21 protein-coding genes and 1 pseudogene are annotated in these 26,338 nt (G+C 45.3%); 21 read left to right on the top strand and 1 reads right to left on the bottom strand.

The features are described from left to right. The 12 genes from ACI31H_RS07655 to ACI31H_RS07600 form a co-directional block, all read left to right on the top strand. A partial coding sequence (locus tag ACI31H_RS07655) for an Hsp70 family protein (protein ID WP_439771388.1) occupies positions 1-579 on the top strand: 579 nt, incomplete at its 5' end. Between the two features lie 119 nt (positions 580-698). Next, positions 699-1,856, top strand: a complete 1,158-nt coding sequence (dnaJ, locus tag ACI31H_RS07650; protein WP_439771387.1) for a molecular chaperone DnaJ — start codon at positions 699-701, stop codon at positions 1,854-1,856. A gap of 112 nt (positions 1,857-1,968) precedes the next feature. After that, on the top strand, positions 1,969-3,804 hold the full coding sequence (gene lepA / locus ACI31H_RS07645) for a translation elongation factor 4 (protein ID WP_439771389.1): 1,836 nt from the start codon (positions 1,969-1,971) through the stop codon (positions 3,802-3,804). Positions 3,805-4,043: 239 nt separating this feature from the next. Then, on the top strand, positions 4,044-5,054 hold the full coding sequence (locus tag ACI31H_RS07640) for a LacI family DNA-binding transcriptional regulator (protein WP_439771386.1): 1,011 nt from the start codon (positions 4,044-4,046) through the stop codon (positions 5,052-5,054). Positions 5,055-5,264: 210 nt separating this feature from the next. Next, on the top strand, positions 5,265-6,113 hold the full coding sequence (kduI, locus tag ACI31H_RS07635; protein ID WP_439771385.1) for a 5-dehydro-4-deoxy-D-glucuronate isomerase: 849 nt from the start codon (positions 5,265-5,267) through the stop codon (positions 6,111-6,113). Positions 6,114-6,126: 13 nt separating this feature from the next. Continuing rightward, a complete protein-coding gene (kduD, locus tag ACI31H_RS07630) occupies positions 6,127-6,942 on the top strand; it encodes a 2-dehydro-3-deoxy-D-gluconate 5-dehydrogenase KduD (RefSeq protein WP_439771384.1) in 816 nt (271 codons plus the stop codon). A gap of 15 nt (positions 6,943-6,957) precedes the next feature. Beyond that, on the top strand, positions 6,958-7,716 hold the full coding sequence (locus ACI31H_RS07625; protein WP_439771383.1) for an IclR family transcriptional regulator: 759 nt from the start codon (positions 6,958-6,960) through the stop codon (positions 7,714-7,716). A 497-nt stretch (positions 7,717-8,213) separates the two neighbouring features. Continuing rightward, positions 8,214-9,695 (top strand): glycoside-pentoside-hexuronide (GPH):cation symporter, encoded by a 1,482-nt coding sequence (locus ACI31H_RS07620; protein ID WP_439771382.1) that lies wholly within the window; start codon positions 8,214-8,216, stop codon positions 9,693-9,695. 27 nt (positions 9,696-9,722) lie between these two features. Beyond that, positions 9,723-11,192, top strand: a complete 1,470-nt coding sequence (gene uxaC, locus ACI31H_RS07615) for a glucuronate isomerase (protein ID WP_439771381.1) — start codon at positions 9,723-9,725, stop codon at positions 11,190-11,192. Between the two features lie 115 nt (positions 11,193-11,307). Beyond that, complete coding sequence (locus ACI31H_RS07610; RefSeq protein WP_439771380.1) at positions 11,308-12,516, top strand: hypothetical protein; 1,209 nt, start codon at positions 11,308-11,310, stop codon at positions 12,514-12,516. A 65-nt stretch (positions 12,517-12,581) separates the two neighbouring features. Further along, positions 12,582-13,607: a sugar kinase gene (locus ACI31H_RS07605; protein ID WP_439771379.1), complete on the top strand. Its 1,026-nt coding sequence runs from the start codon at positions 12,582-12,584 to the stop codon at positions 13,605-13,607. Positions 13,608-13,692: 85 nt separating this feature from the next. Continuing rightward, on the top strand, positions 13,693-14,346 hold the full coding sequence (locus tag ACI31H_RS07600) for a bifunctional 2-keto-4-hydroxyglutarate aldolase/2-keto-3-deoxy-6-phosphogluconate aldolase (protein WP_439771370.1): 654 nt from the start codon (positions 13,693-13,695) through the stop codon (positions 14,344-14,346). 55 nt (positions 14,347-14,401) lie between these two features. On the opposite strand, the gene ACI31H_RS07595 is transcribed toward ACI31H_RS07600, so the two are convergent. Next, positions 14,402-15,091 (bottom strand): GntR family transcriptional regulator, encoded by a 690-nt coding sequence (locus ACI31H_RS07595; RefSeq protein WP_439771378.1) that lies wholly within the window; start codon positions 15,089-15,091, stop codon positions 14,402-14,404. A gap of 135 nt (positions 15,092-15,226) precedes the next feature. On the opposite strand from ACI31H_RS07595, the gene ACI31H_RS07590 reads away from it, so the two are divergent. The 9 genes and pseudogenes from ACI31H_RS07590 (at position 15,227) to ACI31H_RS07550 (ending at position 26,338) form a co-directional block, all read left to right on the top strand. Then, positions 15,227-16,861, top strand: coding sequence for a mannitol dehydrogenase family protein (locus ACI31H_RS07590; protein WP_439771377.1), 1,635 nt, complete (start codon positions 15,227-15,229; stop codon positions 16,859-16,861). Positions 16,862-16,882: 21 nt separating this feature from the next. Continuing rightward, a complete protein-coding gene (uxuA, locus tag ACI31H_RS07585) occupies positions 16,883-17,956 on the top strand; it encodes a mannonate dehydratase (protein WP_439771376.1) in 1,074 nt (357 codons plus the stop codon). A 117-nt stretch (positions 17,957-18,073) separates the two neighbouring features. Continuing rightward, positions 18,074-19,617, top strand: a pseudogene (locus ACI31H_RS07580) (MFS transporter). 25 nt (positions 19,618-19,642) lie between these two features. Next, complete coding sequence (gene uxaC, locus ACI31H_RS07575; protein WP_439771375.1) at positions 19,643-21,106, top strand: glucuronate isomerase; 1,464 nt, start codon at positions 19,643-19,645, stop codon at positions 21,104-21,106. 272 nt (positions 21,107-21,378) lie between these two features. Continuing rightward, a complete protein-coding gene (locus ACI31H_RS07570; protein WP_439771374.1) occupies positions 21,379-21,549 on the top strand; it encodes a hypothetical protein in 171 nt (56 codons plus the stop codon). Positions 21,550-21,842: 293 nt separating this feature from the next. After that, positions 21,843-23,264 carry a tagaturonate reductase gene (locus tag ACI31H_RS07565; protein ID WP_439771373.1) on the top strand — a complete coding sequence of 474 codons (1,422 nt, stop codon included), beginning with the start codon at positions 21,843-21,845 and terminating at the stop codon, positions 23,262-23,264. Positions 23,265-23,271: 7 nt separating this feature from the next. Then, a complete protein-coding gene (locus ACI31H_RS07560) occupies positions 23,272-24,762 on the top strand; it encodes a UxaA family hydrolase (protein WP_439771372.1) in 1,491 nt (496 codons plus the stop codon). A 16-nt stretch (positions 24,763-24,778) separates the two neighbouring features. Next, the gene (locus tag ACI31H_RS07555) at positions 24,779-25,660 is read left to right on the top strand and encodes an aldose 1-epimerase family protein (protein ID WP_439771371.1); all 882 of its coding nucleotides are present in this window, start codon (positions 24,779-24,781) and stop codon (positions 25,658-25,660) included. 24 nt (positions 25,661-25,684) lie between these two features. Continuing rightward, entirely contained in the window at positions 25,685-26,338 is a 654-nt protein-coding gene (locus ACI31H_RS07550) for a bifunctional 2-keto-4-hydroxyglutarate aldolase/2-keto-3-deoxy-6-phosphogluconate aldolase (protein ID WP_439771370.1), read from the top strand.

Genomic DNA, 26,338 nt, shown 5'->3' with positions numbered 1-26,338 from the left:
GACATTCCTGCTGCTCCTCGTGGTGTTCCTCAAATCAAGGTTACCTTCGACATCGACAAGAACGGGATTGTTAATGTTTCTGCTAAGGATATGGGTACTGGTAAGGAACAAAAGATCGTTATTAAGTCTAACTCCGGTCTGTCCGATGAAGAAATCGAACGGATGAAGAAGGATGCCGAAGAACACGCTGAAGCCGACAAGAAGAAGAAGGAAGAAGTTGACTTGAAGAACGAAGTCGACCAAGAACTCTTCCAAGTTGACAAGACCTTGAAGGAAGTTAAGGGCAAGGTTCCTGAAGACGACATCAAGAAGGCGGAAAGCGCTCGTGATGACCTGAAGAAGGCCAAGGAAAGCGGCAACCTTGATGATATGAAGGCTAAGAAGGATGCCTTAAACAAGGTTATCCAAGACCTGTCTGTCAAGTTATACCAAAAGGCCCAAGGCGCACAAGGTAATGCTCAAGGCGGTGCTCAACCAAACGGTGGTAACGCTGGTGGCAACAATGGCGGTGCCAATGGTAATGATGGCAACACCGTTGATGGCGACTTCAAAGATGTTACGCCCGACGACAAGAAGTAATTACTAATTGCTATGTAAGTAGGTAAAAGCCAAAGGCCAATCAGTGAGGACTTTGGCTTTTACTTTTCTTTCCCACTTGTGGTATAACTAAACAAGCAATTAAGTTGAGAGGGATATAAATGGCAGAAAAGAACTATTATGATATCTTAGGTGTTTCTAAGGACGCCTCTGAAGCAGATATTAAGCATGCATACCGGCGACTAGCTGCTAAGTATCACCCGGACGTTAACCATGCACCGGGTGCGGAAGAAAAGTTTAAGCAAATTAACGAGGCCTATGATGTTCTCAGTGACTCGCAAAAGCGGGCCCAGTACGACCAATTCGGCTCAGCTGGTCCCCAGGCCGGTCAAGGCTTTGGTGGTGCCGGTGGTTTTGGTCAAGGCTTTGGCCAGGGCTTTAGCGGTGCTGGTGGCTTTGATGATATCTTTAGCCAGTTCTTTGGCGGTGGTGGTCGTGCGCAACGGGACCCAAGTGCTCCTCAACCGGGCCGGGATCTTCAATACGCAATGACGCTGAAATTTATGGATGCCATTTTCGGTAAAACCACCACGATCAAGTATGACCGTGATGCCCAGTGTAAGACCTGCCATGGTAGCGGGGCTAAGCCGGGTAAGTCAGCGTCAACTTGCCAGCGCTGTGGTGGTCGTGGTGTCATCGTAACGGTTCGCCAGACGCCACTAGGCAATATGCAGACGCAGACGACTTGTCCGGAATGTAACGGGACTGGTAAGGTAATTAAGCCGGAAGACCGTTGCACAACCTGTCATGGGACCGGCCACGTTCATGAAAAGCACGAACTGGAAGTTAAGGTACCAGCTGGAGTGGACGATGGTCAGCAAATGCGCTTGCAAGGGCAAGGTGACGCCGGTGAAAACGGTGGCCCAGCCGGTGACCTGTACATCATCTTCCGGGTAACCCCAAGCCGCGAATTTCGGCGGGATGGCACGACGATCTACGTTGACCGGGACATTAGCTTCGCCCAGGCAGCACTTGGTGATGAGATCAAGGTAAAGACCGTTCACGGTGATGTTGACCTGAAAGTGCCGGCCGGGACGCAATCAGAAACCAACTTCCGGCTGCGTGGTAAAGGGGTTCCTTACTTAAACGGTAAGGGAACTGGTGATGAGCACGTGACTGTTCATGTCCGGACCCCAAAGAATTTGAATAAGCGGCAGCGGGAAGCAATGATGGCCTTTGCTGCGGCTAGTGGTGAAGACGTCAAGGGCGTTAAAAAGTCGGTTCTAGATAAGCTGAAGGATGCCTTTGAAGACCGTTAAAAATAGGAGGCTGGGAAAAACAAGTTTTCCCAGCTTCTTTTTCGTGTCTAAGTCAATTCTTTGTTATACTAGTAATAGCATTTTCGTAGAAAGTAGTGAATAAGATATGACGATGAGTCTCGATGAAATGAAGGAACGGCAAAAGCACATTCGAAACTTTTCGATTGTCGCTCATATCGACCACGGTAAGTCGACCTTGGCCGACCGGATTCTGGAAATGACCGATTCAATTAGTAAACGGGAAATGAAGGACCAGGTTTTGGATGATATGCCACTGGAACGGGAGCGGGGAATCACCATCAAGTTGAACGCCGTGGCCCTAACTTACCACGCTAAAGATGGTCAGGACTATATTTTCCACCTAATTGACACCCCCGGACACGTTGACTTTTCATATGAAGTTTCCCGGTCACTGGCCGCCTGTGAAGGGGCAATCCTGGTGGTTGATGCTACACAGGGGGTCGAGGCGCAGACGCTGGCAAACGTCTACTTGGCAATTGACAACGACCTCGAGATCCTGCCGGTTATTAATAAGGTGGACCTACCTTCCGCTGACCCGGCCGGTACCCGGGCCCAGATTGAAGATGAGATCGGCCTTGATACCGACGAGGCGGTTGACGTTAGTGCAAAGACGGGACTAAATGTTGACCAGGTCTTGGAAAAAATTGTAAAGGATGTTCCGGCGCCTACCGGGGATTTGACGGCCCCACTTAAGGCCTTGATCTTTGATTCGAAGTACGATGACTACCGTGGGGTGGTCCTGTCGGTACGAATCTTTGAGGGGACCGTTAAGAAGGGCGATAAGATTCGCCTGATGAACAGTGGAACCGAATATGAAGTGGCGGAAGTCGGCATTAACTCACCTAAGCCACTGGCCCGGGATGTGTTGATGGCCGGGGATGTTGGTTACATTACGGCTGCCATTAAGGATATCAAGGATACCCGGGTCGGGGATACCGTTACTGACGCCAATAACCCGACCGATAAGCCATTAGCTGGTTACCGGCAGATGACCCCAATGGTTTATGCGGGGCTCTACCCGACTGATAACGCCAAGTTTAATGACCTGCGGGAAGCACTGGAAAAGCTACAGTTAAACGATGCCGCACTGGTATTTGAGCCGGAAAGTTCACAGGCCCTTGGGTTTGGTTTCCGTTGTGGTTTTCTTGGCCTCTTACACATGGACGTGGTCCAAGAGCGGTTAGAGCGGGAATTTAACTTAGACCTCATTACGACGGCGCCATCGGTTACCTACCACGTGGACCTCGCGGATGGTAGTACGGTGGAAGTTGAAAACCCCGCTGAAATGCCGGATGCCTCTTCGATTAAGGCGATTAAGGAACCGTACGTAAAGGCTTCAATCATGGTGCCAAATGATTATGTTGGCCCAGTGATGGAGCTGTGTCAACGGAAGCGGGGAATCTTTGAGACGATGGAATACCTGAGTGATACCCGGGTTAACGTTATCTACCACGTTCCTTTGTCAGAAATTATCTTTGACTTCTTTGACAAGTTGAAGAGTTCCACCCGTGGCTATGCATCAATGGACTATGAGATTGATGAGTATAAGCCAAGCAGCTTGGTTAAGATTGATATCTTGCTAAATGGTGATAAGGTGGATGCGTTGAGCTTTATTGCCCACAAGGACTTTGCGGCTGAGCGGGGACGGGAAATAACTTCTAAGTTGAAGAAGATTATCCCACGGCAAAACTTTGAAATCCCGATCCAGGCAGCGATCGGTTCTAAGATCATTGCCCGGACTAACATCAAGGCCTACCGTAAGGATGTGACAGCCCGCATCCACACCGGTGACCCTGATCGGCGGGCGAAGTTGCTCGAAAAGCAAAAGCGGGGGAAGAAGCGGATGAAGGCCGTTGGTAAGGTTGATATCCCTCAGGAAGCCTTTATGGCGGTCTTAAAGACCGATGAAGAAGTCGACGGGAAGTAAATGTAAATTGATAAACAGGGAAGACTTAAAGTAGTTAATACGATGAGCCTTCCCTGTTTTATTTTGCCTTAATTGCACACGTAAAACACTGCTATACCAGCATATTAGAGGTGGGTGGTCCTTGTAATTTGACATTTCACGTCATTTTTTGATATGATTGACAATATCAACAAACGATATAACAGATTTTATGGTAATAATACTGTTAAATTAAACCAACGTTGTTGTTAGGGAGTATTATGAATGATAAAGTAACGATTAAAACAATTGCCAAGATGGCTAATGTGTCACATACGACGGTTTCGCGGGCACTAAATGATAGCCCCTTGGTTAAGGAGGATACTAAAAAGAAAATTCGCGAATTAGCAGTGCGGATGAACTATACTCCGAACCTTAATGCTAAGGCCCTCGTGGAGAAAAAGTCGTTCATTATCGCCGTTTATTTTACCGACTTAACAAATGGGACTTCACCGAGTTTTATGTCGAAGTCGATCCACCAAATTAAGGAGTTCTTATCTGGCGGTTATGAAATTGCGGTTGATAGCTTTGCTAATCTACGTCGTTCAAAGCAGAGTATTAACCTCCGTTTCGATGGTGCGTTGGTTGTTAGTCAGGCCGACTCCGATGATGAATATATTGACCAGCTGGCCGCAACCGGGAAGCCACTAGTGGTGCTAAACCGTAAGATTAAGCGTAATGACCTTTGCAACTATGCACCAGATGATTACCTGGGAACGGCGACGGCAGTTAACTACCTGTTGCGGATGGGGCATACTAAAATTGCGACGATTACTGGTCGAAAGGAATTTGCCTCGGCGACTCTGCGGTTACAAGGTTTTTTAGAGACGTTGCACCAGCATAACATCGAAGTCCCCCAAGAATGGCAGGTTCGGGGAAATTATAGTATTGAATCTGGCTACCACGCGATGGAACGGATCCTCAATACTGGCAGCCTCCCAACCTGTGTTTTTGCGGCCAATGATGATATGGCGATGGGGGCCATCCGGGCCTGCACGGATTATGGTTATCAAGTGCCGGATGAGATTTCCTTCATCGGCTTTGATGATAACGCCTATTCAAAGTTTTATAACCCACGGGTGACGACTATCCGGAAACCAACGAGTGAACTAGCTAAGAATGGTGTAATGGCACTCCGGGACCTGATTGATAATCGGAAATTGCAGATTCCACGGTTTATCAACTTCCGGCCATCGTTGGTAGTGCGTGATTCGGTAAAAAAATTGAATTAGGATTAGAAAGTGGAAAATAATGGTCTGCTGAACCGCTGACCATTATTTTCCACTTTTTAAATTAGAGATTAGACCGGCAAAGCTTAGAGAAATCAGCGTTTTCGTTGATCGAGCCCTCTTTGAAACCCCTTGCAAAAGTACGGTGGAGGTATATAATGAACCGTGAATAAGGAAATGTCGTTTCTTATAAGGAAATGGAGGAACAAGCAAATGAGTTTTAAGATGGTAACACGCTACGCACATAGTCCCAAGGATATTCAACACTACGATACTGAAGAGCTTCGCCACGAGTTCTTAATGGAAAAGATCTTTTCACTTGGCGATATCCTGCTTACTTACACTTATAATGACCGGATGATTTTTGGTGGGGTAACGCCTAAGGACGGTGAACCCCTGGAGATTAAGCTTGATAAGGAGCTAGGGGTCGACTACTTTCTCCAGCGGCGTGAATTAGGCTTCATTAATATCGGCGGCTCCGGAACGGTTACGATTGACGGGAAGAAGGATCAGATTGTTTCCCATGATGGTTACTATATCGGGATGGGGACCAAGCACGTGGTCTTCGAATCCGATGATTCTACGAACCCGGCTAAGTTCTACGTTGTCTCAACACCGGCCCATAAGACATATCCTAACAAGAAGTTACCGTTTAAGGATGCAATTGCCATGCCGATGGGCGACCAAGAAAATATGAATAAACGGACCATTTATAAGTATATTGACGCCTCCAGCATGGATACCTGTCAGCTGCAAATGGGTTACACCGTCTTGGAACCAGGAAATTCCTGGAATACCATGCCATGCCACACGCACGCTCGGCGGATGGAGACGTACATGTACTGTGAATTTGGCTCTAAGGATACCCGTGTTTTCCACTTTATGGGAAAGCCTGACGAAAGCAAGCACATCGTTTTGGAATCGGAACAAGCAGTTGTTAACCCGAGCTGGTCAATTCACTGCGGAGTGGGGACGACTAACTACGCCTTCATCTGGGCAATGTGTGGTGAAAACCAAACCTATGATGATATGGACATGGTTGATATGCATGATTTGAAGTAAGGGGGTAACCGGAATGCCACAATCACAAGAAGAAATTAAACAGAATGAAGCCGCTCTGGATAAGTTTAAAATGTCAGCCTTTGATTTAACTGGCAAGGTTGCGATTATCACTGGTGGTAACACTGGCCTCGGGCAGGGATACGCCGTAGCGTTAGCCGAAGCCGGCGCTGATATTTTTATTCCGGCTCATAGTACCAAGGGCTGGGATGCTACCCGTGCAATGATCGAAAAGCGGGGGCAAAGAGTTGAATTTATGCAGGTCGACCTAACGACGCCCGGGATCGCCCCGAAGGTTATTGATCAGGCCTTAGAAACGTATGGCCATATCGACATCCTAATTAATAATGCCGGGATGATTAAGCGGAATCCAATCCTGGAGTCTAAGGATGAAGACTGGGACGCGGTAATTGATATTAACCTAAACGCGGTGTACCACATGTCGATGGCCGCTGCAAAGGTATTTGCTAAGCAGGGGCATGGCAAGATTATCAACATCGGCTCGATGCTATCTTTCCAGGGTGGCAAGTATATCCCTTCTTATACTGCATCCAAGCACGGGGTTGCCGGCCTCACCAAGTCCTTTGCTAGTGAAATGGGGGCCTATGGTGTTCAGGTTAACGCGATTGCTCCCGGCTATATTAAAACTGCCAATACGGCCCCAATTCGGGCGGACAAGGCCCGTAACAAGGAAATCCTTGACCGAATTCCGGCCGGGCACTGGGCCGAACCCCACGAATTAATGGGGGTTGCCGTGTTCTTAGCTAGTGATGCTGCTAATTACGTTAACGGGACCATTATGCCGGTCGATGGTGGCTACCTGGTTCGTTAATCACTCGGTGGAATTATGGAAAATAAGTTATATGGGACGGTTTTGTTGAAGGCCAAGAAGATTCTTGACTGGATTGCCCGTTCTAGTGAAGGGGCAACGTTAAATACCCTTAGTAAACAGCTCGATATTTCTAAGCCCACCATTTATAAGATCTTAAAAACGCTCGAATATTGTGGCTATGTCCGGGTCGTTTTGGTGGGTGAAGAGAAGGTTTACCACCTGGGGACTGTTTTCCTTGAGTATGCCCAGTCAGTTAACGAATCAATTGATATTGTGGAAGTAGCTAGGCCGTTTTTAAAAGAACTACGGGATCAAACCGGCGAAACGGTTAACCTGGGAATTGCCGAGGATAATGCCATCGTCCTCCTATCAAAGATGGAAAGCACCCATAGTATTAAGCTGGTTTCCGTGATTGGTGGTAAGATGCACATGTACTCATCCGCAATGGGGAAGGCAATTTTAGCAACGTATTCCGCTGAGCAGTTAGCGGACTATGCCGATCGGGTTGAGTATCAGCAGATGACGCCTAACACCGTTACAGATAAGGAAGAGCTCTTGGCGACGGTCGCTCAAACGCGTCAGCAGGGATATTCGGTTGACGATGTTGAAAACCAGCCGGGTGTATACTGCCTGGGCTTTTCGTTAGTGGTTAATGGCCGGGTGTATGGAGCCTTTAGCATTAGTGTTCCTGAGTTTCGAATGACGGCGGCCAAGAAGCGGCAGTTTATCAGGTTAGGAAAACAAACGCAGGGTCAAATCGAAGCCCATCTTTAACCACGTTAGTTCTCAAGCATCCAGTAAGGAGTTAGTCTTTGCTGGATGCTTTTTAGTTGGTTGGCATTGTGAAACAATCACAATTAGATAATAATTTTAATTATAGCTAGTTGTGAGAAACTATATAAGGCGGGATTAAAGTGAGGGTGAAAAGTTACACAATCTCTGCTAATACTAGAAACCGCTTACTTATCTAAAAACAATCCTTTTTAAGTTAAAAATACGTTTTTTATCCTTATATATAAGTCGTCAGATTTTAAAAGGCAAAAAAACGTTATTTTTTTCACAAAATATGTTAACGTTTTCATCTAAATGTGGTAATATAAGAATTGTTAAAGGAATTCGTTACAGAAGAGATGCTTTGTGAACTAATTTCTTTACAGTTTGCAATTATTTGCATGTTTAGTTTCTAATTTTTGCTAAATGTGGACATTTGAGGTGCAATTTTATTTTTACTTTTGATTGTTCACGTGTGTTTTTAAAGGAGGGCTTACCGTATGAGTGAGAAGCAAGCGTCTGCTGCGGCTGCTACTGATACAGCAACAGCAAAAGGCGGTACGGTTAAGAAAGTAGATAACTATAACAAGCAGATTCCGACCCACCAAAAGATCTTCTATGGTTTTGGTGACTTCGGGAATGGTTTCATGTTTGACCTTGGTCAGGCTTACCTGACTAAGTTCTGGATTGATGCCGCTGGTATTGGTGCCGGTGCGGTTGCCGGGATCTTCGCCTTTACCAAGATCTTCGATGCCTTCATGGATCCAATCGCTGGTTCGTTCGTTGATGGCCGAAAGAATATTGGTAAGCGGGGTAAGTTCCGTCCAGTTATGATGATTTCCGCAATCATCTTGGGGATTATGACGGTAGTTACCTTTACGATGCCGATGGGCTTATCAACGACCCAAAAGATTGTCTACGCTTATGCTGTCTACATGATCTGGGGGGTTGTTTATTCATTTACTAATGATCCATATGGTTCACTAGCGTCGGTTATGTCGCGGAACCCGCAAGACCGTAGCTTTATGGCTACGACCCGTCAAGTTGGTTCCGTTGGTGCTCAGTTTATCGCTGGGGTTGCCTTTATTCCACTGATGGAATTAGTCGGTGGTGGGATGAGTAGTAAGGACCAACTTCACGGTTACTTCTTTGCTGCTACTGTCTTTGCCATCATCGGTATTTGCATGTTTGCTGTTTGTTACTTCGGTACGAAGGAAAACGTTAAGGTTCACCGTGATAAGCATGCTAAGCGGGAAGGTTTCCGCGACTACATTAAGGTAGTCTTCACGAACGGTCCCCTGGGTGCCTTGATTTTGATGACCCTGTTCACGATTTCAGCAATGAACACTAACAACCAAATGATGGTCTTCTATGCTCAATACAACTTGGGTAACATTGGTTTACAGCCAGTTATTAACGCGATCATGATGGGTTGCTCCATCGTTGGTGTGTTCATGATTCCTACTTTGACTAAGCACTTTGGTCAAAAGCGGACTGCAATGTGGTCATTCGTTGTTGGTGCGATTGCCAACATCTTAAACTTCTTCTTGCCAACTAATGTCGTAACCTTCATCGTTCTGGTTACTATTGGTTACACCGCTCTGGCTATTCCAAACGGGATTACTTGGGCCATGGTTTCCAACGCCATTGACTACGGTGAATGGCACACGGGGATGCGTAAGGAAGGTATTACCTACGCTGCCTTTAACTTCTCCCGTAAGATTGCCCAATCTTTGGCTGCATTAGTTAGTGCTGGTGTCTTGGCAATTACTGGTTATGTTGCCAACGCTCAACAATCTGCTAAGACCCTGCAAGGGATCAAGGCAGCGATGACATTGTACCCTGGCTTCTGCCTGATTATGGCGGCCATCATCATTGGCTTCCTTTACAAGATTAGTGACAGTAAGTTCAAGCAAATTGCTACTGACCTTGATAATGGTAAGTGGGAACACGGTACAATCGGTGATGAAGATGTCAAGTAGTTTGAATCTTGCTTAGGAGGATGCATTATGACTTTACTAGATAAGAATTTCCTGTTAACTAACGAATGGGGTAAGAAACTATTCTTTGACTATGCTAAGGATATGCCAATTATTGACTTCCACTGTCACTTGAACCCTGAAGAAATTTATGAAAACAAGAACTATGCCAACATTACCCGGGTTTGGATCAATGAAGACCACTATGGTGACCACTACAAGTGGCGTTTAATGCGGGCTAACGGTGTTCCAGAAGATTTGATCACTGGTGACGCCGATGATTATGACAAGTTCATGGCATGGGCTGGTACGATTGAAAAGGCCGTTGGTAACCCAGTTTACGAATGGACACACCTTGAATTACGGCGGTTCTTTGGCATTGACGAACCATTGACCCGGAAGAATGCCCCAGAAGTTTGGAAGAAGGCTAATGCACTCCTGCAAACTGATGACTTCAAGCCTCGTAACCTGATTAAGCTTTCAAACGTTAAGGCGGTCTGCACCACTGATGACCCAGCTTCCGACCTGCACTACCACAAGCTTTTGAAGAAGGATGAAAAAGAAAACGGCTTCCGGACTTTGCCAGCAATGCGTCCAGATAACCTGATTCAAATCAACAAGCCAACCTTTGCTGAATACATCAAGCAATTAGGTGACATTGCCGGTGTTGAAATCAACTCCTTCCGTGACATGATCAAGGCAATGGAACAACGTTTCCAATACTTTAACGACATGGGCGGTCGTCTGTCAGACCACTCACTGCTGACCTACCACTTTGCTGAAGCTAGTGATGAAGAGCTGGATGCCATTATGAAGAAGGCCGAAGCTAACGAAGAAGTTACTGGCATTGAATATGACAAGTGGCTGACGATGTTCCTTGAAGAAATGATGAAGTTGAACAAGAAGTACAACTGGACGATGCAATTCCACATCAACTCCATTCGTGACCTTAACCACCCAATGTTCAAGCAACTGGGTCAAGATACTGGTTACGATGCCATGGGTACTCAACCGGACATTGTTGCTCAAATTCAACAACTGTACTCCAAGATGCGTGATACTAACGACATTCCAAAGACGATCTTCTACTCCTTGAATCCAAATGACTGGATGCAGTTAGTAACGCTGATGGGTTGCTTCCTTGAAGGTGGTAAGCAACGGATGCAATTGGGTGCTGCATGGTGGTTCAACGACACCGCTGAAGGAATGACTACTCAATTACGTGACTTTGCTCAACAAAGTCTGTTGCCAAACTTCGTCGGTATGCTTACTGATTCCCGGAGTTTCCTGTCATACCCACGTCACGAATACTTCCGTCGGGTACTGTGCAACTTCTTCGGTAACCTGGTAGAACAAGGACGGGCACCAGAAGATGAAGAATACTTAGGTAAGATTATTCAAGACATTGCTTATAACAATGCTTACGAATACTTCGGCTTCTTTGGTGACGCCAAGCCCGATGAACTGTTCGCAAAGCACGACAATCCTTTCCAATACTAATTTAATAGTTTGAAGGGGAAAAAGAGGCTGGGAAAAAACGCTGTTTTTTCCCAGCCTCTTACTTTTATTTCTAGATAATCATGGAATCTTATTAAGTTTCAAAGGAGGATTGATGATGACAGTCTATCAAGGAGAAGCCCTAAATATCTTACACACGATCGGGATGGATAAGTTGTACCCGATTGTGCGGGTCCACTTTACGGTTCAGGGGCAGTTTGACCGGCAGCGCTTTGAACGGGCCCTGATGGAATGTGGCCAGGTTGTTCCAGAGCTGTTTTGTAAGTATGTTTTAAAAGATAATAGTTTTGTCCCCGTCACCGATGACTTGCACGGTGTCTTGTTTACAGACGTTGACCCGGATGAGGATAGTGCTTCTTGGGACCTTTTTACGGAACCGCAATTACGGGTTTATTTAAATCAGGAAACGGCACAGACGGCGGTAACAATCTTTTTGAGTCATATTCTGACCGATGGTGCCGGTGCTAAGCAGTTCTTGGGATTACTAGCCCGGGCCTATAATGATGGGCAACTAACTGGGGTAAAAAATCACCAAGATATTAAGTGGCTGCACCACTTAATTGCCGCGCACCCGGTTACCGTCAAGAAGGGGACTGACCATCCAGCACGACCATTGTCAATGCCCCGGGTTGCTGACCAACAGGGACAACGGCGCAGAACGGTCAGTCTCAGTCTCAGCCAAGATGAGACGGCAGCACTGATCACGGCAAGCCATAATCGGGTGGTCACGTTAAATGACCTTTTCATGGCGGCCTTTGGGCAGGCGGTTCAACGCTTTTCCGCTACTGACCGGATTGCCTTAGCATGCCCAACCGATATGCGGAAGTTTATTCCAGGGGAGCCGGTGGTTCGAATAGCTAACCACACCTCACGTTATAACATTGATGTACCATCTGACCCGGCCGCACCCTTTGAGCAGGTAGTGCAGACGGTTCACCGGGCGATGAGTGCGAATAAGAAGGCCTTTCAGTGCCTAGCCTCGGTAAAGACATTGGTGGACAACTATGAACGTTACCCCCTTGCCAAGCTCCAACAAATTTGTGAGGATAATTATCACGTTCGGACGATTTCTTATACCAACTTCGGGATCGTTGCCTTCCACTTCGAGGGTTGCCAGATAACGGCGTTTGATATGTTGGGGAGCTATCGGCAAGCACCAATGTTTCAAGTGGCGGTTAGCACTTATAATAGTCAAATTATCTTCGCCTATGCAATGATCGGGACGGATGAAGAGGCCCGGTTAGGGAAAACGGTCCTATTGACGATGCGCGATTTACTGACTAATTATGCATTGAAATTTGCTTAAAGAATCCATTTGTTAACGTTACCAAAACTGATATAATAGTTTCAAAAAGTAAAGGAGAACTGATTATGCAAAAGATTGTAACTTTCGGGGAAATGATGATGCGGTTAAAGCCTTCCCACATGCGGCGGGTTCTACAGACGAACCAATTTGATGTCGATTATGGTGGTTCAGAAGCGAACGTCGCCGTTTCGCTTAGCCTCTTTGGGGATGACGCAAGCTACGTCACAAAGTTGCCAGAGAATGTGCTGGGGCAAGCGGCCCGGAATAAGCTCCGTGAATACGGTGTTGATACCTCGCGGATTATTTACGGTGGCCCGCGCCTAGGAATGTACGTTTTTGAAAAGGGGCACAGTGTACGGTCCACGAAGGTTACCTATGATCGAGCCGGAAGCTCATTTGCTTCTTCTAAAGCGGCCGAGTATGACTGGAGTAAGCTACTAGCTGGCGCCGACTATTTCTACTTTAGTGGAATTACTCCGGCCCTTTCAACGGAACTACGTCAGGCGGTATTGAGTGCTTGCCAATACTGCAAGGAAAACGGGATTAAAGTTGCCTGTGACCTGAACTTCCGGGGGAAGCTATGGACACCAGAAGAGGCCCAGGAATATATGAAGCAAATCATGCCTTACTTAACCGTCTGCTTGGTCAATGATGAAGACTTTGAGCAGTCATTAGGGATTCACGCCTTTGATGGTGACATGTCCCACGGGATTGAGCAAAAGGCCACCTTTGAAAACGGAATGAAGGAAATTACCAAGCGTTATCCAAACGTTAAGGTGGTCGCAAGTGTCTTGCGGAATATTCAATCCGTTGATAAGTCGACCTGGATGGGCCTTGTCTTAAAGGATGGCAAGTTTACGGAAAGTCCTGCTTATGACATGGACGTCCTCGAAGGGGTTGCCGGCGGTGATGCCTTTGGCGGCGGCCTAATGCACGGAATTTTAAATGACTTTAATGACCAAGACCTAATCGATTACGCCATTGCCGCAAGTGTGCTTAAGTTGACGGTTTTAGGTGACTTAAACATTACGACCGAAGCCGATGTCCGGGCCGTTATGGAAGGCGGCGCGGGTGTCCGGGTTTCACGCTAAAGCTAAATAAGTACTTGTTATCTGCCAGCTGAACTACTAATATGTTAGTTGGCAGATATTTGAATTTAGAAAGGGAGTTCTGTTAATGTTACCAAAATATGAAGCATTAAAAGCAGTTGAAAAGGCTGGTATTTTAGCCGTCGTTCGGGGACGGAGTGAAGAAAATGCCTACCAGATTTCTAAGGCCAGCATTAAGGGTGGCGTCAAGGCCATCGAATTAGCCTTCACTTCCCCGAGCGCTGATGTAACGATCAAGCACCTGAATGAAGAATTTGCCGATGACCCTGAAGTTGTCGTTGGTGCCGGAACGGTTCTGGACCCGGCAACAGCCCGGATGGCCATGGTAGCTGGTGCTAAGTTCATCGTCAGCCCATCCTACAACGCTGAAGTTGCTAAGATTTGTAACCTCTACTCAGTTCCATACATGCCCGGATGCTTCACCCCAACGGAAGTGCAAGCGGCCTTAACAACCGGTGCCGATGTGGTTAAGATCTTCCCTGGAGCTATTGCTGGTCTGAAGATGATCCCAGAACTGCAAGGACCATTCCCGAACGCCAACATCATGCCAAGTGGTGGAGTTTCCCTCGACAACATGAAGGATTGGTTCAAGGCCGGGGCCTTCTGTGTTGGTGCCGGTGGTAGCCTAGTGGGCCCAGGTGCCGACGGGGACTATGACCAAGTCACTGCTAACGCTCAAAAGTTCCACGAAGAATTAATGCGGATTCGTAACGAAAAGTAATTAGAAGAAAACTTAGCTTCAATAAAAAACGGTAGCAAGGATTTGCTACCGTTTTTTAGTTTAAATGGTAATTGATAAAGTAGTTAGGGAAGGCCTTAATCAGGCTGTCCTCTTCCGTTAACATCCGGTGCATGTGGTTGGCGCTTAGGCGTTCTACCTCGTTGATATCACGTTCGCGGACCGCATTTAGGATGGCCTTATGTTCATCGATTAAGCTAACCCACGAGAGCCCCTCAACTTTTAAGCGTAAAAAGCGGAAACGGTCAAACTGAACGTTAATCCGTTTAAGCCAGTTCCAAATCCGCAGGTGGTCCGTAATAACGTAGAAATAACGGTGAAACTCATCATCAATTGTTAGAAATTTGGTGAAGTTGTCTTCACGCATAATTAAATATTGTTTTGAAAGAATTTGGTCAAAATGATTGATTTGTTCTTGGGTGAAACGAACGGTAGTTGCGTTACGCATGATCCGCTGTTCAACACTAGCCCGGACAAACCGGGCATCGAGAACCTCCTTCATATCAATTTTTGATATATAAGTTCCTGATTGGGGGATGACATTGATCAGATTTTCCTGACGAAGCTGTAGAAGTGCCTCACGGACAGGGGTTCGTCCGATATCAATATCCTCTTCAATCTTCTTTTCTGAAATTTTTTGGCCAGGCTCATACTCAGCGTTAATAATTTTTTTAATGATAATATTATAAGCCTGTCCGGTTAAGTTACTTGTTTGCGCGCTGTTCATTTTCAATTCCTCCATTTATAAATATTATAACATCAATGTATTTTAGTTTGTGATTTCCTTGACAATCATTTTGAAACCGGTTACTATAATAGCGAACTGATATATTAGTATATTACTTGGAAGGGAGACCTTTTAATGGTGAAATTATTAGATGACTATCAAAAGGATGCTGAGTCATTTCACCAAGCAGGGATTACGGTTCCGGAGTTTACTCAATCGGCAATGGTTGAAGCGACAACGGCCAACCCAGTTTGGGTCCACTTTGGTGGTGGAAACCTGTTCCGGTGTTTTCACTCGACAATTGCTCAGCACTTATTGAATAGTGGTGCGATGAAGAGCGGAGTTATTGTTGCGGAAACCTATGATGATGAGGTGATTGACCGGGTTTATCATCCGTATAACAACCGTTTCTTATCAGTTGAAATGAAAAGTGACGGGAGCTTCGATAAGGAATTAATTGCAAGTGTTGCCGATAGTATTTATGCCGGTGCCGATAACAAGGCCGGTCGGGCAAAACTGGCCCAGGTCTTTACCAAACCATCCTTGCAATTCGTAACCTTCTCAATTACCGAAAAAGGGTATGCACTGAAGGATATGGACGGGAACCTGACGAAGGCTGCTGAGACCGACATTGCTAACGGCCCGGAGAACCCCGTTACTAACATGGGCTTTGTGGCTAGCCTCCTGTTGACCCGTTACCAAGCTAACCAGGCTCCAATTGCAATGGTAAGTACTGATAACTTCTCACAAAACGGCCAGCGGCTTGAAGATGCGGTGATGCTAATTGCTAATGGCTGGCTAAAGAAGGGGCATGTTGATCAAGGATTCATTGACTACTTAAATAACCGGCAAAAGGTTACCTTCCCGTGGAGCATGATCGACCGGATTACCCCTAATCCGTCGGAAGAAGTTGGCAAGTTACTGAAGAAGGATGGCTTTGAAGATACGCAGCTGATTCATACCAGTAAACATACCAATATTGCCCCGTTTGGTAATACCGAAGAAATTCACTACCTTGTTATTGAAGATGACTTTCCAAATGGCCGGCCGGCCCTAGAAAAGGCAGGGGTCATGTTGACTGACCGCGAGACGGTTAACGATGCTGACCAGATGAAGGTTACCGCCTGCTTGAACCCGCTGCACACTTCACTCGCCATTTTTGGCTGCCTGTTAGGATTTAAGTCAATTGCTGCTGAAGCGGTCGACCAGGACCTCTTAAAAATGATTAAGAACCTCGGCTATGGTGAAGATTTACCAGTCGTTAAGGATCCGGGAATTATTAACCCGAAGGACTTTATCGATACATTAATTACTAAGCGGTTACCAAATAAGAATATTCCGGATACGCCACAGCGAATCGCAACTGATACTTCCCAAAAGGTCGGAATTCGTTACGGGGTTACCCTTCAGCACTATGTTGATGATCCGCAATTAGATCCTGCTAACCTTGAATTTATTCCAATGATCATTGCCGGCTGGTGTCGCTACCTGATGGCCGTTGATGACAAAGGTGAGGCCTTTACCCCAAGTCCGGATCCACTTTATGATCAGCTCCACCAGCAGGTTGCCAATATTCAACTAGGTAGTGCGGGGACCGATGTTCATGAAAAGCTACAAGCTATTTTGAGCAATAAATCCATCTTCGGTAATGACCTATACGAGATTGGCTTAGGTAATAAGATTGAGGATTACTTCAAGCAAATGATTACCAAATCTGGTGCAGTTCGGGAAACAATCCAAAGCACCATTCAAAAGTTTGGAAAATACTAATAAGGAAAGAAGTTTTAACTAATGAAAAACATGGGATTTCGCTGGTATGGCGACGGCAATGACTCTATCAAATTATCAGATATTCGTCAAATTCCAGGAACAACGCAAGTCGTCGGTGCACTCTTTGATATACCAGTTGGCGAGGTTTGGCCTAAGGAACGGATCGCCGCATTAAAGAAGGAAGTCGAAGATGCCGGTCTGAAGCTGGAAGTGATTGAATCCGTTAATATTCACGATGACATCAAGATTGGTTTGCCAAGCCGGGATAAGTATATCGAGAACTACAAGGAAACCATTAAAAACCTTGCTGCTTATGGTATTAAGGTAATTTGCTATAACTTTATGCCAATTTTTGACTGGGTACGGACCGACCTCCATTACCCATTAGCAGATGGCTCAACCGATATGGCCTTCCAGCATAAGTATGTAGAAGGGTCACCGGAAGACATCATTAAGTCAGTTGAAAAGAATTCAAATGGTTACGTCCTACCAGGATGGGAGCCGGAACGGTTAGCTGAAGTTAAGCGGCTCTTTGAGGCTTACAAGGATGTGGACGAAAAGAAGCTTCGTGAAAACTTGAAGTACTTCTTGGATGCTATTATCCCAACCTGTGAAAAGTATGATGTTCGGATGGCCATGCACCCAGATGATCCACCGATGCCGTTATTCGGTCTGCCCCGGATTTACAAGAATCGGGAAGACATGATCAAGATTGAGCAAATGCACGAATCAAAGTACAACGGTTTCACGATTTGTACCGGGAGTTTGGGTGAGAACCCGAAGAACGACGTACCAGCTATTATCCGTGAATTTGTTAAGAAGGATCGGGCACCATTCATTCATGCCCGGAACATCAAGTTCATGGGTAATGGAGACTTCCATGAGTCGGCTCACTTATCCTCTGAAGGTTCACTGGATATGTACGAAATCATGAAGGCCCTATACGATACCCACTTTGATGGTTACATTCGTCCAGACCACGGTCGTGATATCTGGGGTGAAGAAGGGCGTCCTGGTTATGGATTATATGATCGTGCGTTAGGAATTACTTACTTAAATGGCCTTTGGGAAGCAATTCAAAAGGACAATCAATAAAAGTTAATCTCCTTGTTTTATCATGACTTTGCCATATCTCGTGATAGTAACTCATGGGATATGGTTTTTATTAACAGCTTCTTGTGAAAAAACGAACTTTGAAAAGATGGTGTACTTATGGATAAACAAAAAAAGACAAGTTGGGTTTATACACCGAAAAAATTAATGTTTGGCGTGGGATTGGTTTCGGTATGAATGACCTAATGGGCGGTGGTTGGAACAACATCGTCTCGGGTGTTATCTTTGTTTTCGTTATGAGTAACGGTATTAGTCCAGCGTTAGCCGGGGCAATCACTGGTATCGGTCGGATATTTGATGCTTTGTTCTCACTATTCTTTGGGGCAATTACCGATGGATTTTACAGAAATAAGCTTGGCCAAAAGTTTGGCCGGCGGCACTTCTTTATTTTACTTGGTGGGATTCTTTTTGCTATTATCTTTCCACTTTTCTGGGTTAAATCGACTAACTGGATCTACTATCTAGTTGTCTATGTGGCAATTGAATTGATTATTGCTATGATTTTGATCCCTTGGGAAACCTTACCAACTGAAATGACCAGTGATTACAACTTGCGTACTGTATTATCTGGTTCACGGATGGTTATTTCTGCTACCGGGACTGCTTTAGTATTCTTTATCCTGGCTGCTTTGAAACATGCTCAGAATCCAAATGCATACTTAGTTACTGGTATTATCTGGACAATTATCTTTGTTATTGCAATTTTTACTTCTTACCGGAGCACCTGGGAGCGTCCGTTAACTGAAGACTACGTTAAAAAGTTAAATGCTCAACCACGTTTGTCGCTAGGTGAATTTATGAAGAAGACCGTGGATGACTACTTCTCCACCTTTAAGAACAAGGCCTTCCGTCAACACTTAGCTATTTACCTGCTTTCCTTTACCGGGAAGGATTTCTACTCAACGATGCTACCAACATTTATCGTTTGTTGTATTAACGGTGCCAAGGAGGACCTTCCTTGGACGCTACAAGCTCTCTCTGCAATTGGGATCTTAGCCACTTTGGCCGCAACTCGGATTATGATTACCCATGGCCCACGTTTCCTTTGTGGTTTAGGGTACACCACGATCATTTTGACGATGATTGGTTACATTGTTACCTGGATTTTTGATGTTAATAATCCAGTCGTTATCTTGATTGTTATCTCCTTGTTCTACCAATGTGGTCGTGCCATCTTGGAATTTACTCCATGGAACGTTTTCCCATTTATTCCTGATGTTGATCGCATTATGACTCGTCAAGATCGTGCCGGTATTTATGCTGCCGTTATGACCTTCTTCCGTAAGTCTACTGGTGCTATTGCTTCTTGGATTGCTGGTATCTTGCTTGAAGTTATCGGCTTTAATTCCAAGTCAATGCTTAATTACGGTACGACGCCACACTCTATTCAATTCGGGATTATGTTAATCTTCTTTATTGGACCAGTTCTGTTAATTGGTTGGGCCCTTTGGATTTCACGTAAGTTTAAGCTTAACCGCGATACTCACGAAATCCTTAAGAATGAAATCACTCGTCTTGAAAATGGTGGTTCGAAGGCTGACGTTACGCCTGAAACTAAGGAAGTTGTTGAAGAATTAACCGGTGAATCTTACGACAAGGTATGGCCAGAGGATGTTCCTAGCCAAACAAAGACGAATAACTAGGAACCGGTAATTGGGGGCAAATAAAATGGTACTTATTGATAAAAATTTCCTATTAACGAATGACTGGGCCAAGAAGCTCTTCTTCGACTATGCTAAGGACATGCCGATTATTGACTTTCACTGCCACCTAGTTCCCCAAGAAATCTATGAGAACAAGAATTATAAGAACATTACCCGTTTATGGTTAAATGATGGAACATATGGTGACCATTATAAGTGGCGTCTGGAACGGGCAAATGGGGTTCCTGAAGAGCTAATTACCGGTGATGGTGACGATTATGATAAGTTCTTAGCCTGGGCCGGAACAATTGAAAAGGCCGTGGGAAACCCGGTTTATGAATGGACCCACCTTGAATTGCACCGCTTCTTTGGGATTGACGAGCCACTAACCCGGAAGAATGCTCCAGAAGTATGGAAAAAGGCCAATGCCATGCTACAAACCGCTGACTTTAAGCCACGGAACCTGATTAAGAAATCACATGTTGTTGCAGTTTGCACGACTGATGATCCGGCCTCTGACCTTCATTTCCACAAGCTCTTAAAGAAAGACGAGAAGGAAAATGGCTTCCGGACCCTTCCGGCAATGCGGCCTGATAACCTGATCTACATTGATAAGGCTGGTTATGGCGAGTACCTGGAAAAGCTTGGTGAAATTACTGGAATTAAGATTACGTCCTTTAGCGACATCCTAACGGCAATGGACAAACGCTTCCAGTACTTTAACGAAATGGGGGCCCGTCTGTCTGACCACTCCTTGAGTACTTACCACTTTATCGAAGCTAGTGATCAAGAACTCGACCGGATCGTTGATAAGGCCGTTCGCAATGAACAGTTGCAAGAACGTGACCAGTACCTGACGATGCTGATTGAGGGCCTGATGAAACTCAACAAGAAGTATAACTGGACGATGCAATTCCACAATAATGTATTGCGGAGTATTAACCACCCGATGTTGGATCAAATTGGGCCGGATACCGGTTTTGATTCAATGGGGACCCAGCCAGATATGATTGCGCAGATTCAAAAGCTCTTTACTAAGATGAAGGATGAAGATGCCTTACCTAAGATTATCTTCTATTCCTTGAATCCGAACGATTGGCTGCAATTGATTACATTAATGGGGTGCTTCCAAGAAGGGGGTAAGCAACGGATGCAATTGGGAGCCGCTTGGTGGTTCAACGATACTGCTGAGGGGATGACTACCCAGCTGCGTGACTTTGCCCAACAGAGTTTACTGCCGAATTTCGTCGGGATGCTAACTGACTCACGGAGTTTCCTGTCGTACCCACGTCACGAATACTTCCGGCGGGTATTGTGTAACTTCTTTGGTGAATTGATCGCGGCCGGCCGGGCGCCAGAAGATGAAGAATACATTGGTAAAATTATTCAGGATATTTCCTATAATAATGCCTTGAATTACTTTGACTTCTTTGCGGATGCTAAGCCGGAAGAACTATTTGACAAGTTAGATTATCGTTTCCAATTTTAGCCTTAGTTAAATTCAAAATTAGGAGATGTGACGATGAGGTCGTAAATGACTTCTGCCACGTCTCCTTTTTTGGGTTAGAAACAGGAGCTCTAACATAAAAAACTAAAACAACTAATTACGAATAAGGTTATTTTGAAAAAGAAATCCCTTACATTGAAAAAGTAAGTTAAAAGCCCTTGAATTTGACCATAGATATAGTAGAATACTAACTGTTCATTGATTGTTCACGTTAACATATAGGTTAACTTATCTGTGAGAGGAGAGAATTTCAAATGAATTTTATCAAAACTTTAGCAATTTTTATCGTCGCCAGCATCGCATTAGCAGGGGTTGCCAGTGCTAGCTCAATCTACACGTCTGCTAACAATAACCACAGCGTTAGTCAACAAATGGCTAATGTTATCAACAAAAATAAGGAAGCTATTGACCAACAATTAAACTAATTAATCCCTTATAAAGTGTGAAAGGCCGGTAACCTATCGGCTTTTCTCTTTACACTAGCTTGATCAATTATAAACAAATTGCCAAAAACTGTTGAATGTTTCACGTTAACATTCTATAATAAGAATAGATTGATAGCGCATCCATCCTTTACTATTCCACTAACGGTGGTTACGTCTTCAATACTTCGCTTACCTTGCGATTATTTGCACATCATCCTCTCACAGATGGCGATTTGGCTAGGTAAGTAAGATCGATAAATACATTGGTTAATAAATTCTGGAGGTTTTCTAAGATGGAAAGTCTTAATAATAGTTTTCGTAAATTACCACAATATCCCAACAAGGTTATTCAATTTGGTGAAGGTAACTTCCTGCGGGCCTTCATCGACTGGCAAATTCACCAGATGAATAAGCAAGGCCTATTTAAGGGGGGCGTTCAAATTGTCCAACCACTGCCAACCGGCCGGATTAAGGAACTGGACGAACAAGACGACCTCTACACGGTTCTTCTTGAAGGTATTTTAGATGGTAAGAAGATTCAAAGTCATGAGATTATTGAATCAATTAACGGAACGGTTAACCCTTACACTGACTACGACAAGTACCTGGCCTTGGCAGAAGATGACAACATCGAAGTAATCTTCTCGAACACGACCGAAGCCGGAATTGAATTTGTACCAGAAGACACGATGGAAGCTGTTAAGAAGGGTGAAAAGAGTTCATACCCTGCTAAGTTGACCGCCTTGCTTTACCACCGTTTTGAATTAGGCAAGAAGGGCTTCCACATTATTCCGTGTGAATTAATTAACCACAACGGGGACGCATTAAAGAAGGCTATCCTTCAATATGCTGACCTATGGAACCTGGGTCAAGACTTTGTTGACTGGATTAACAACGACAACGAATTTTACTCCACGCTGGTTGACCGGATTGTTCCAGGATACCCACGTGACCGGGCTGCTGATCTGGAAAAGGAATGGGGCTACAAGGACCAAAACATGGTTAAGACCGAACCATTCCTGATCTTCGTTATTGAAGGTAGCAAGGACATTGAAAAGGTTCTTCCACTTAAGGAAGCCGGCATCAACCTGGTAGTTACTGATGACATGCAACCATACCGGAACCGGAAAGTCTCAATCCTGAATGGACCACACACGACGATGTCACCAATTGGTCGTTTGGCAGGCTTGGAAACGGTTGGTCAAGTCATGAGCGACAAGGACTTCTACAAGTTTATTGATGATGAAATGCACAAGGAAATTATCCCAGTTGTACCACTTCCAAAGGAAGAATTGGAAAGCTATGCTAAGGGAATTCAAGAACGGTTTGAAAACCCATATGTTAAGCACGAATTGAGTGCTTTGGCATTGAACAGTATTTCCAAGTACGCTGCCCGGTTACTGCCTAACTACAAGCGTTACTACAACAAGTACGGTAAGCTGCCAAAGCGGATGAGTTTAGCCCTAGCCGCTTACCTCTGGATCTACAACGGCAAGTCCAAGTTTGACATCAACGATACTGCTGATGTCACCGCCGGCTTCAAGAAGATCCAAGGCGACGACAACTTTATCCACGAAGCACTTTCTAACCCAGACTTCTGGGGTGAAGATTTGACTAAGATCCCTGGTCTGGAAGACTTAGTAACGAAGTACTACAACGAAATCGGTGAAAAGGGTACGCGGGCAATCGTCCAAGAAATCAACGCAGAGGAGTAGTAGTTTCATGGAAAAACTAGTTATCTTAAATAGTAGTGACAACGTGGCCATTGCGACCACTGATTTAACTGCTAAAGATACTGTTGAAGTACCTGGCCAATCAGGCCTTGAATTAGTAACTGATGTTCCCGTTGGCAATAAGGTTGCGGTTTCGGCAATCGCTAAGGGGGCTGACGTTATTAAGCTCGGTCAAGTAATTGGTCAAGCAACGGCTGATATCCAAGCCGGTGAATTGGTTAACGAAAATAACCTGGCGGATGGTCAGGCAGCAGACAATCAGCAAACTTTACAGGCTGATTTGTCGCAATATGCTTCAGATCGCACCTTTATGGGCTACCGGCGCAAGAGTGGCAAAGTAGGGATCAGAAACGATCTCTTTATCGTGCCAACTGTTGGCTGTATTACCCCATTGATGGATGTGATGGTCCAACAATTCAAGGCTGTTCACCCTGACAATGGTTCTTTTGATAACATTGTTTTGCTAAAGCACCCGTATGGCTGTTCACAGTTAGGGGACGACTTCGAACAAACCTGTCAAGTTCTATGTGATGCGGCCTTGCATCCTAATGCTGGTGGGGTGCTGGTCTTTGGCCTTGGTTGTGAAAATAACCAGATGGATGGGATGAAGGAAACCATCGATAAGATGGCGGGAATTGATCCTCAGCGGATGAAGTTCCTAGTGGCCCAAGAAGTCAAGGATGAGTTTGCCAATGCCCAACAAATGCTTGAAGAATTAAATGACGCTGCAGCTAATGATCACCGTGAACCAGTTCCTTTAAGTGAATTGACGGTAGGGCTACAAGGAGTTCAACCAGATGCCTTCGCTCCAGTTACCGCTGATCGTTTATTAGGCCGGTTGGCGGATGTAGTAAATGCTAACGGTGGTACGACCGTGATTACCGGTGTGCCAAAGCTGGCTGCTGACCGGACCGGTCTAGTAAAGCGGGCTGCTAATGACGAGGCCGCGCACAAGATTAACCAAGTTTTCGACCACATGCATGACTATTATGGCGAATTTGATCATGAAATGGTTAAGCAACCAGGTGCCAAGGAATTTGCCAAGGGAATTACTACCGCGGTTGAAAGTGCTGTTAACGCTGCGCAAAAGGGTGGTCAGGCCCAGTTTAGTGACGCTTTACCTTATGGGCATAAAGTAGCTAAGCATGGCCTTAACCTTTTGGAAGCACCGAATAACGACTTGATTGATTCTTCAGCAGAAGCGGCGGTAGATTGTCAATTGGTCGTTACTAGTACGGGGGTAGCTACTCCTTACGCTAGCTTTGTACCTTCCGTAAAGGTAGCTACTAATTCTGAACTAGCAACCAAGAAGAAGCGCTGGATTGACTTTGATGGTGGTCAAGTCCTGAATCAGCCATTTGAAGAAGTAGCTGAAAAGTTCATTGACGATATTATTGCAATTGCAAGTGGTCAAGAAACTAAGAATGAGCAAGCTGGTTTACACGGTCTTGCAATCTTTAAGATCGGTGTCACTGAATAGTAAGGAAGTTATTTAAATGATAAAAATTGAAAATGCTGACTTTCGTGCGGAAATCGATGAACACGGGGCCCAGTTAACCCACCTGATTAATAAAAAGGCCGGTTTTGACTATATCTGGAATGGTAAAGAGTGGGGAAAGCACGCACCAGTTCTTTTCCCCGCAATTGGCCGTTCCAATGACGATCAGTATGTTTTAGATGGTAAAACATATGAAATGCCACAACATGGTTTTGTGAGTGACCAGGACTTAACGGTTAGCCACCAGTCAGAAAATGCGGTTACCCTCGTATTGAAGGCTAATGCGGCTACGAAGAAGTATTACCCATTTGACTTTACTCTGGCGATCACCTTTACACTGTTAAGTACCGGTTTATCACTAAGCTTTGCCGTTACTAACGACACTGACAAGGAGATGCCATATTCCTTAGGTTCGCACCCGGCATTTAACGTGCCAATTAATGGGGTAGCTAAGTTTGATAACTACCGCGTTAAGTTTGTTGGGATTGAGGGACCCGTTAAGAATTACGAAATTGTTAAGACCCCTCATCCTTACCGGACCGGTAAAGAAGAATTACTGACTGACAATCGGAATAATGAGCTCGAATTAAATTACGAAACGTTTAAACCGGGCCTCCGGATTATTAGTAATCCAGGGATCAAGAGTATTAAACTGTACTCACCATTAACGTCGCATTCTGTTGAAATGGATATTAGTCAATTTAAGAATGTCTGCCTGTGGACAAAGGAAGACGAAGACTGTGCATTCCTCTGCATGGAACCATTTAATGGCTTCCCTGATGTTTTGGGAGAACCAGTTGACTGGATGCATAAGGAAGGTAATATTATTTTGCCGGCCCACGCTACCAAAGTATCCCAGTACGAAATGCACCTATCATAAAATTGCAAAAGGAGAAATTGAATTATGTTACCAAAGTATGAAGCACTGAAAGCAGTTGAAAAGGCTGGTATTTTAGCCGTCGTTCGGGGACGGAGTGAAGAAAATGCCTACCAGATTTCTAAGGCCAGCATTAAGGGTGGCGTCAAGGCCATCGAATTAGCCTTCACTTCCCCGAGCGCTGATGTAACGATCAAGCACCTGAATGAAGAATTTGCCGATGACCCTGAAGTTGTCGTTGGTGCCGGAACGGTTCTGGACCCGGCAACAGCCCGGATGGCCATGGTAGCTGGTGCTAAGTTCATCGTCAGCCCATCCTACAACGCTGAAGTTGCTAAGATTTGTAACCTCTACTCAGTTCCATACATGCCCGGATGCTTCACCCCAACGGAAGTGCAAGCGGCCTTAACAACCGGTGCCGATGTGGTTAAGATCTTCCCTGGAGCTATTGCTGGTCTGAAGATGATCCCAGAACTGCAAGGACCATTCCCGAACGCCAACATCATGCCAAGTGGTGGAGTTTCCCTCGACAACATGAAGGATTGGTTCAAGGCCGGGGCCTTCTGTGTTGGTGCCGGTGGTAGCCTAGTGGGCCCAGGTGCCGACGGGGACTATGACCAAGTCACTGCTAACGCTCAAAAGTTCCACGAAGAATTAATGCGGATTCGTAACGAAAAGTAA

The organism is Limosilactobacillus sp., from assembly GCF_051873035.1.
In the GTDB taxonomy this organism is placed as follows: Bacteria; Bacillota; Bacilli; order Lactobacillales; family Lactobacillaceae; genus Limosilactobacillus.
The sequence above is the reverse complement of the archived record's forward strand: the minus strand, read 5'-3'. Positions and strand labels throughout refer to the sequence as shown.

Bases quoted from the DNA above. Each gene is read 5' to 3' on its own strand.
- dnaJ (WP_439771387.1), top strand. From the start codon at position 699: ATGGCAGAAAAGAACTATTATGATATCTTAGGTGTTTCTAAGGACGCC.
- lepA (WP_439771389.1), top strand. From the start codon at position 1,969: ATGAGTCTCGATGAAATGAAGGAACGGCAAAAGCACATTCGAAACTTT.
- ACI31H_RS07640 (WP_439771386.1), top strand. From the start codon at position 4,044: ATGAATGATAAAGTAACGATTAAAACAATTGCCAAGATGGCTAATGTG.
- kduI (WP_439771385.1), top strand. From the start codon at position 5,265: ATGAGTTTTAAGATGGTAACACGCTACGCACATAGTCCCAAGGATATT.
- kduD (WP_439771384.1), top strand. From the start codon at position 6,127: ATGCCACAATCACAAGAAGAAATTAAACAGAATGAAGCCGCTCTGGAT.
- ACI31H_RS07625 (WP_439771383.1), top strand. From the start codon at position 6,958: ATGGAAAATAAGTTATATGGGACGGTTTTGTTGAAGGCCAAGAAGATT.
- ACI31H_RS07620 (WP_439771382.1), top strand. From the start codon at position 8,214: ATGAGTGAGAAGCAAGCGTCTGCTGCGGCTGCTACTGATACAGCAACA.
- uxaC (WP_439771381.1), top strand. From the start codon at position 9,723: ATGACTTTACTAGATAAGAATTTCCTGTTAACTAACGAATGGGGTAAG.
- ACI31H_RS07610 (WP_439771380.1), top strand. From the start codon at position 11,308: ATGACAGTCTATCAAGGAGAAGCCCTAAATATCTTACACACGATCGGG.
- ACI31H_RS07605 (WP_439771379.1), top strand. From the start codon at position 12,582: ATGCAAAAGATTGTAACTTTCGGGGAAATGATGATGCGGTTAAAGCCT.
- ACI31H_RS07600 (WP_439771370.1), top strand. From the start codon at position 13,693: ATGTTACCAAAATATGAAGCATTAAAAGCAGTTGAAAAGGCTGGTATT.
- ACI31H_RS07595 (WP_439771378.1), bottom strand. From the start codon at position 15,091: ATGAACAGCGCGCAAACAAGTAACTTAACCGGACAGGCTTATAATATT.
- ACI31H_RS07590 (WP_439771377.1), top strand. From the start codon at position 15,227: ATGGTGAAATTATTAGATGACTATCAAAAGGATGCTGAGTCATTTCAC.
- uxuA (WP_439771376.1), top strand. From the start codon at position 16,883: ATGAAAAACATGGGATTTCGCTGGTATGGCGACGGCAATGACTCTATC.
- uxaC (WP_439771375.1), top strand. From the start codon at position 19,643: ATGGTACTTATTGATAAAAATTTCCTATTAACGAATGACTGGGCCAAG.
- ACI31H_RS07570 (WP_439771374.1), top strand. From the start codon at position 21,379: ATGAATTTTATCAAAACTTTAGCAATTTTTATCGTCGCCAGCATCGCA.
- ACI31H_RS07565 (WP_439771373.1), top strand. From the start codon at position 21,843: ATGGAAAGTCTTAATAATAGTTTTCGTAAATTACCACAATATCCCAAC.
- ACI31H_RS07560 (WP_439771372.1), top strand. From the start codon at position 23,272: ATGGAAAAACTAGTTATCTTAAATAGTAGTGACAACGTGGCCATTGCG.
- ACI31H_RS07555 (WP_439771371.1), top strand. From the start codon at position 24,779: ATGATAAAAATTGAAAATGCTGACTTTCGTGCGGAAATCGATGAACAC.
- ACI31H_RS07550 (WP_439771370.1), top strand. From the start codon at position 25,685: ATGTTACCAAAGTATGAAGCACTGAAAGCAGTTGAAAAGGCTGGTATT.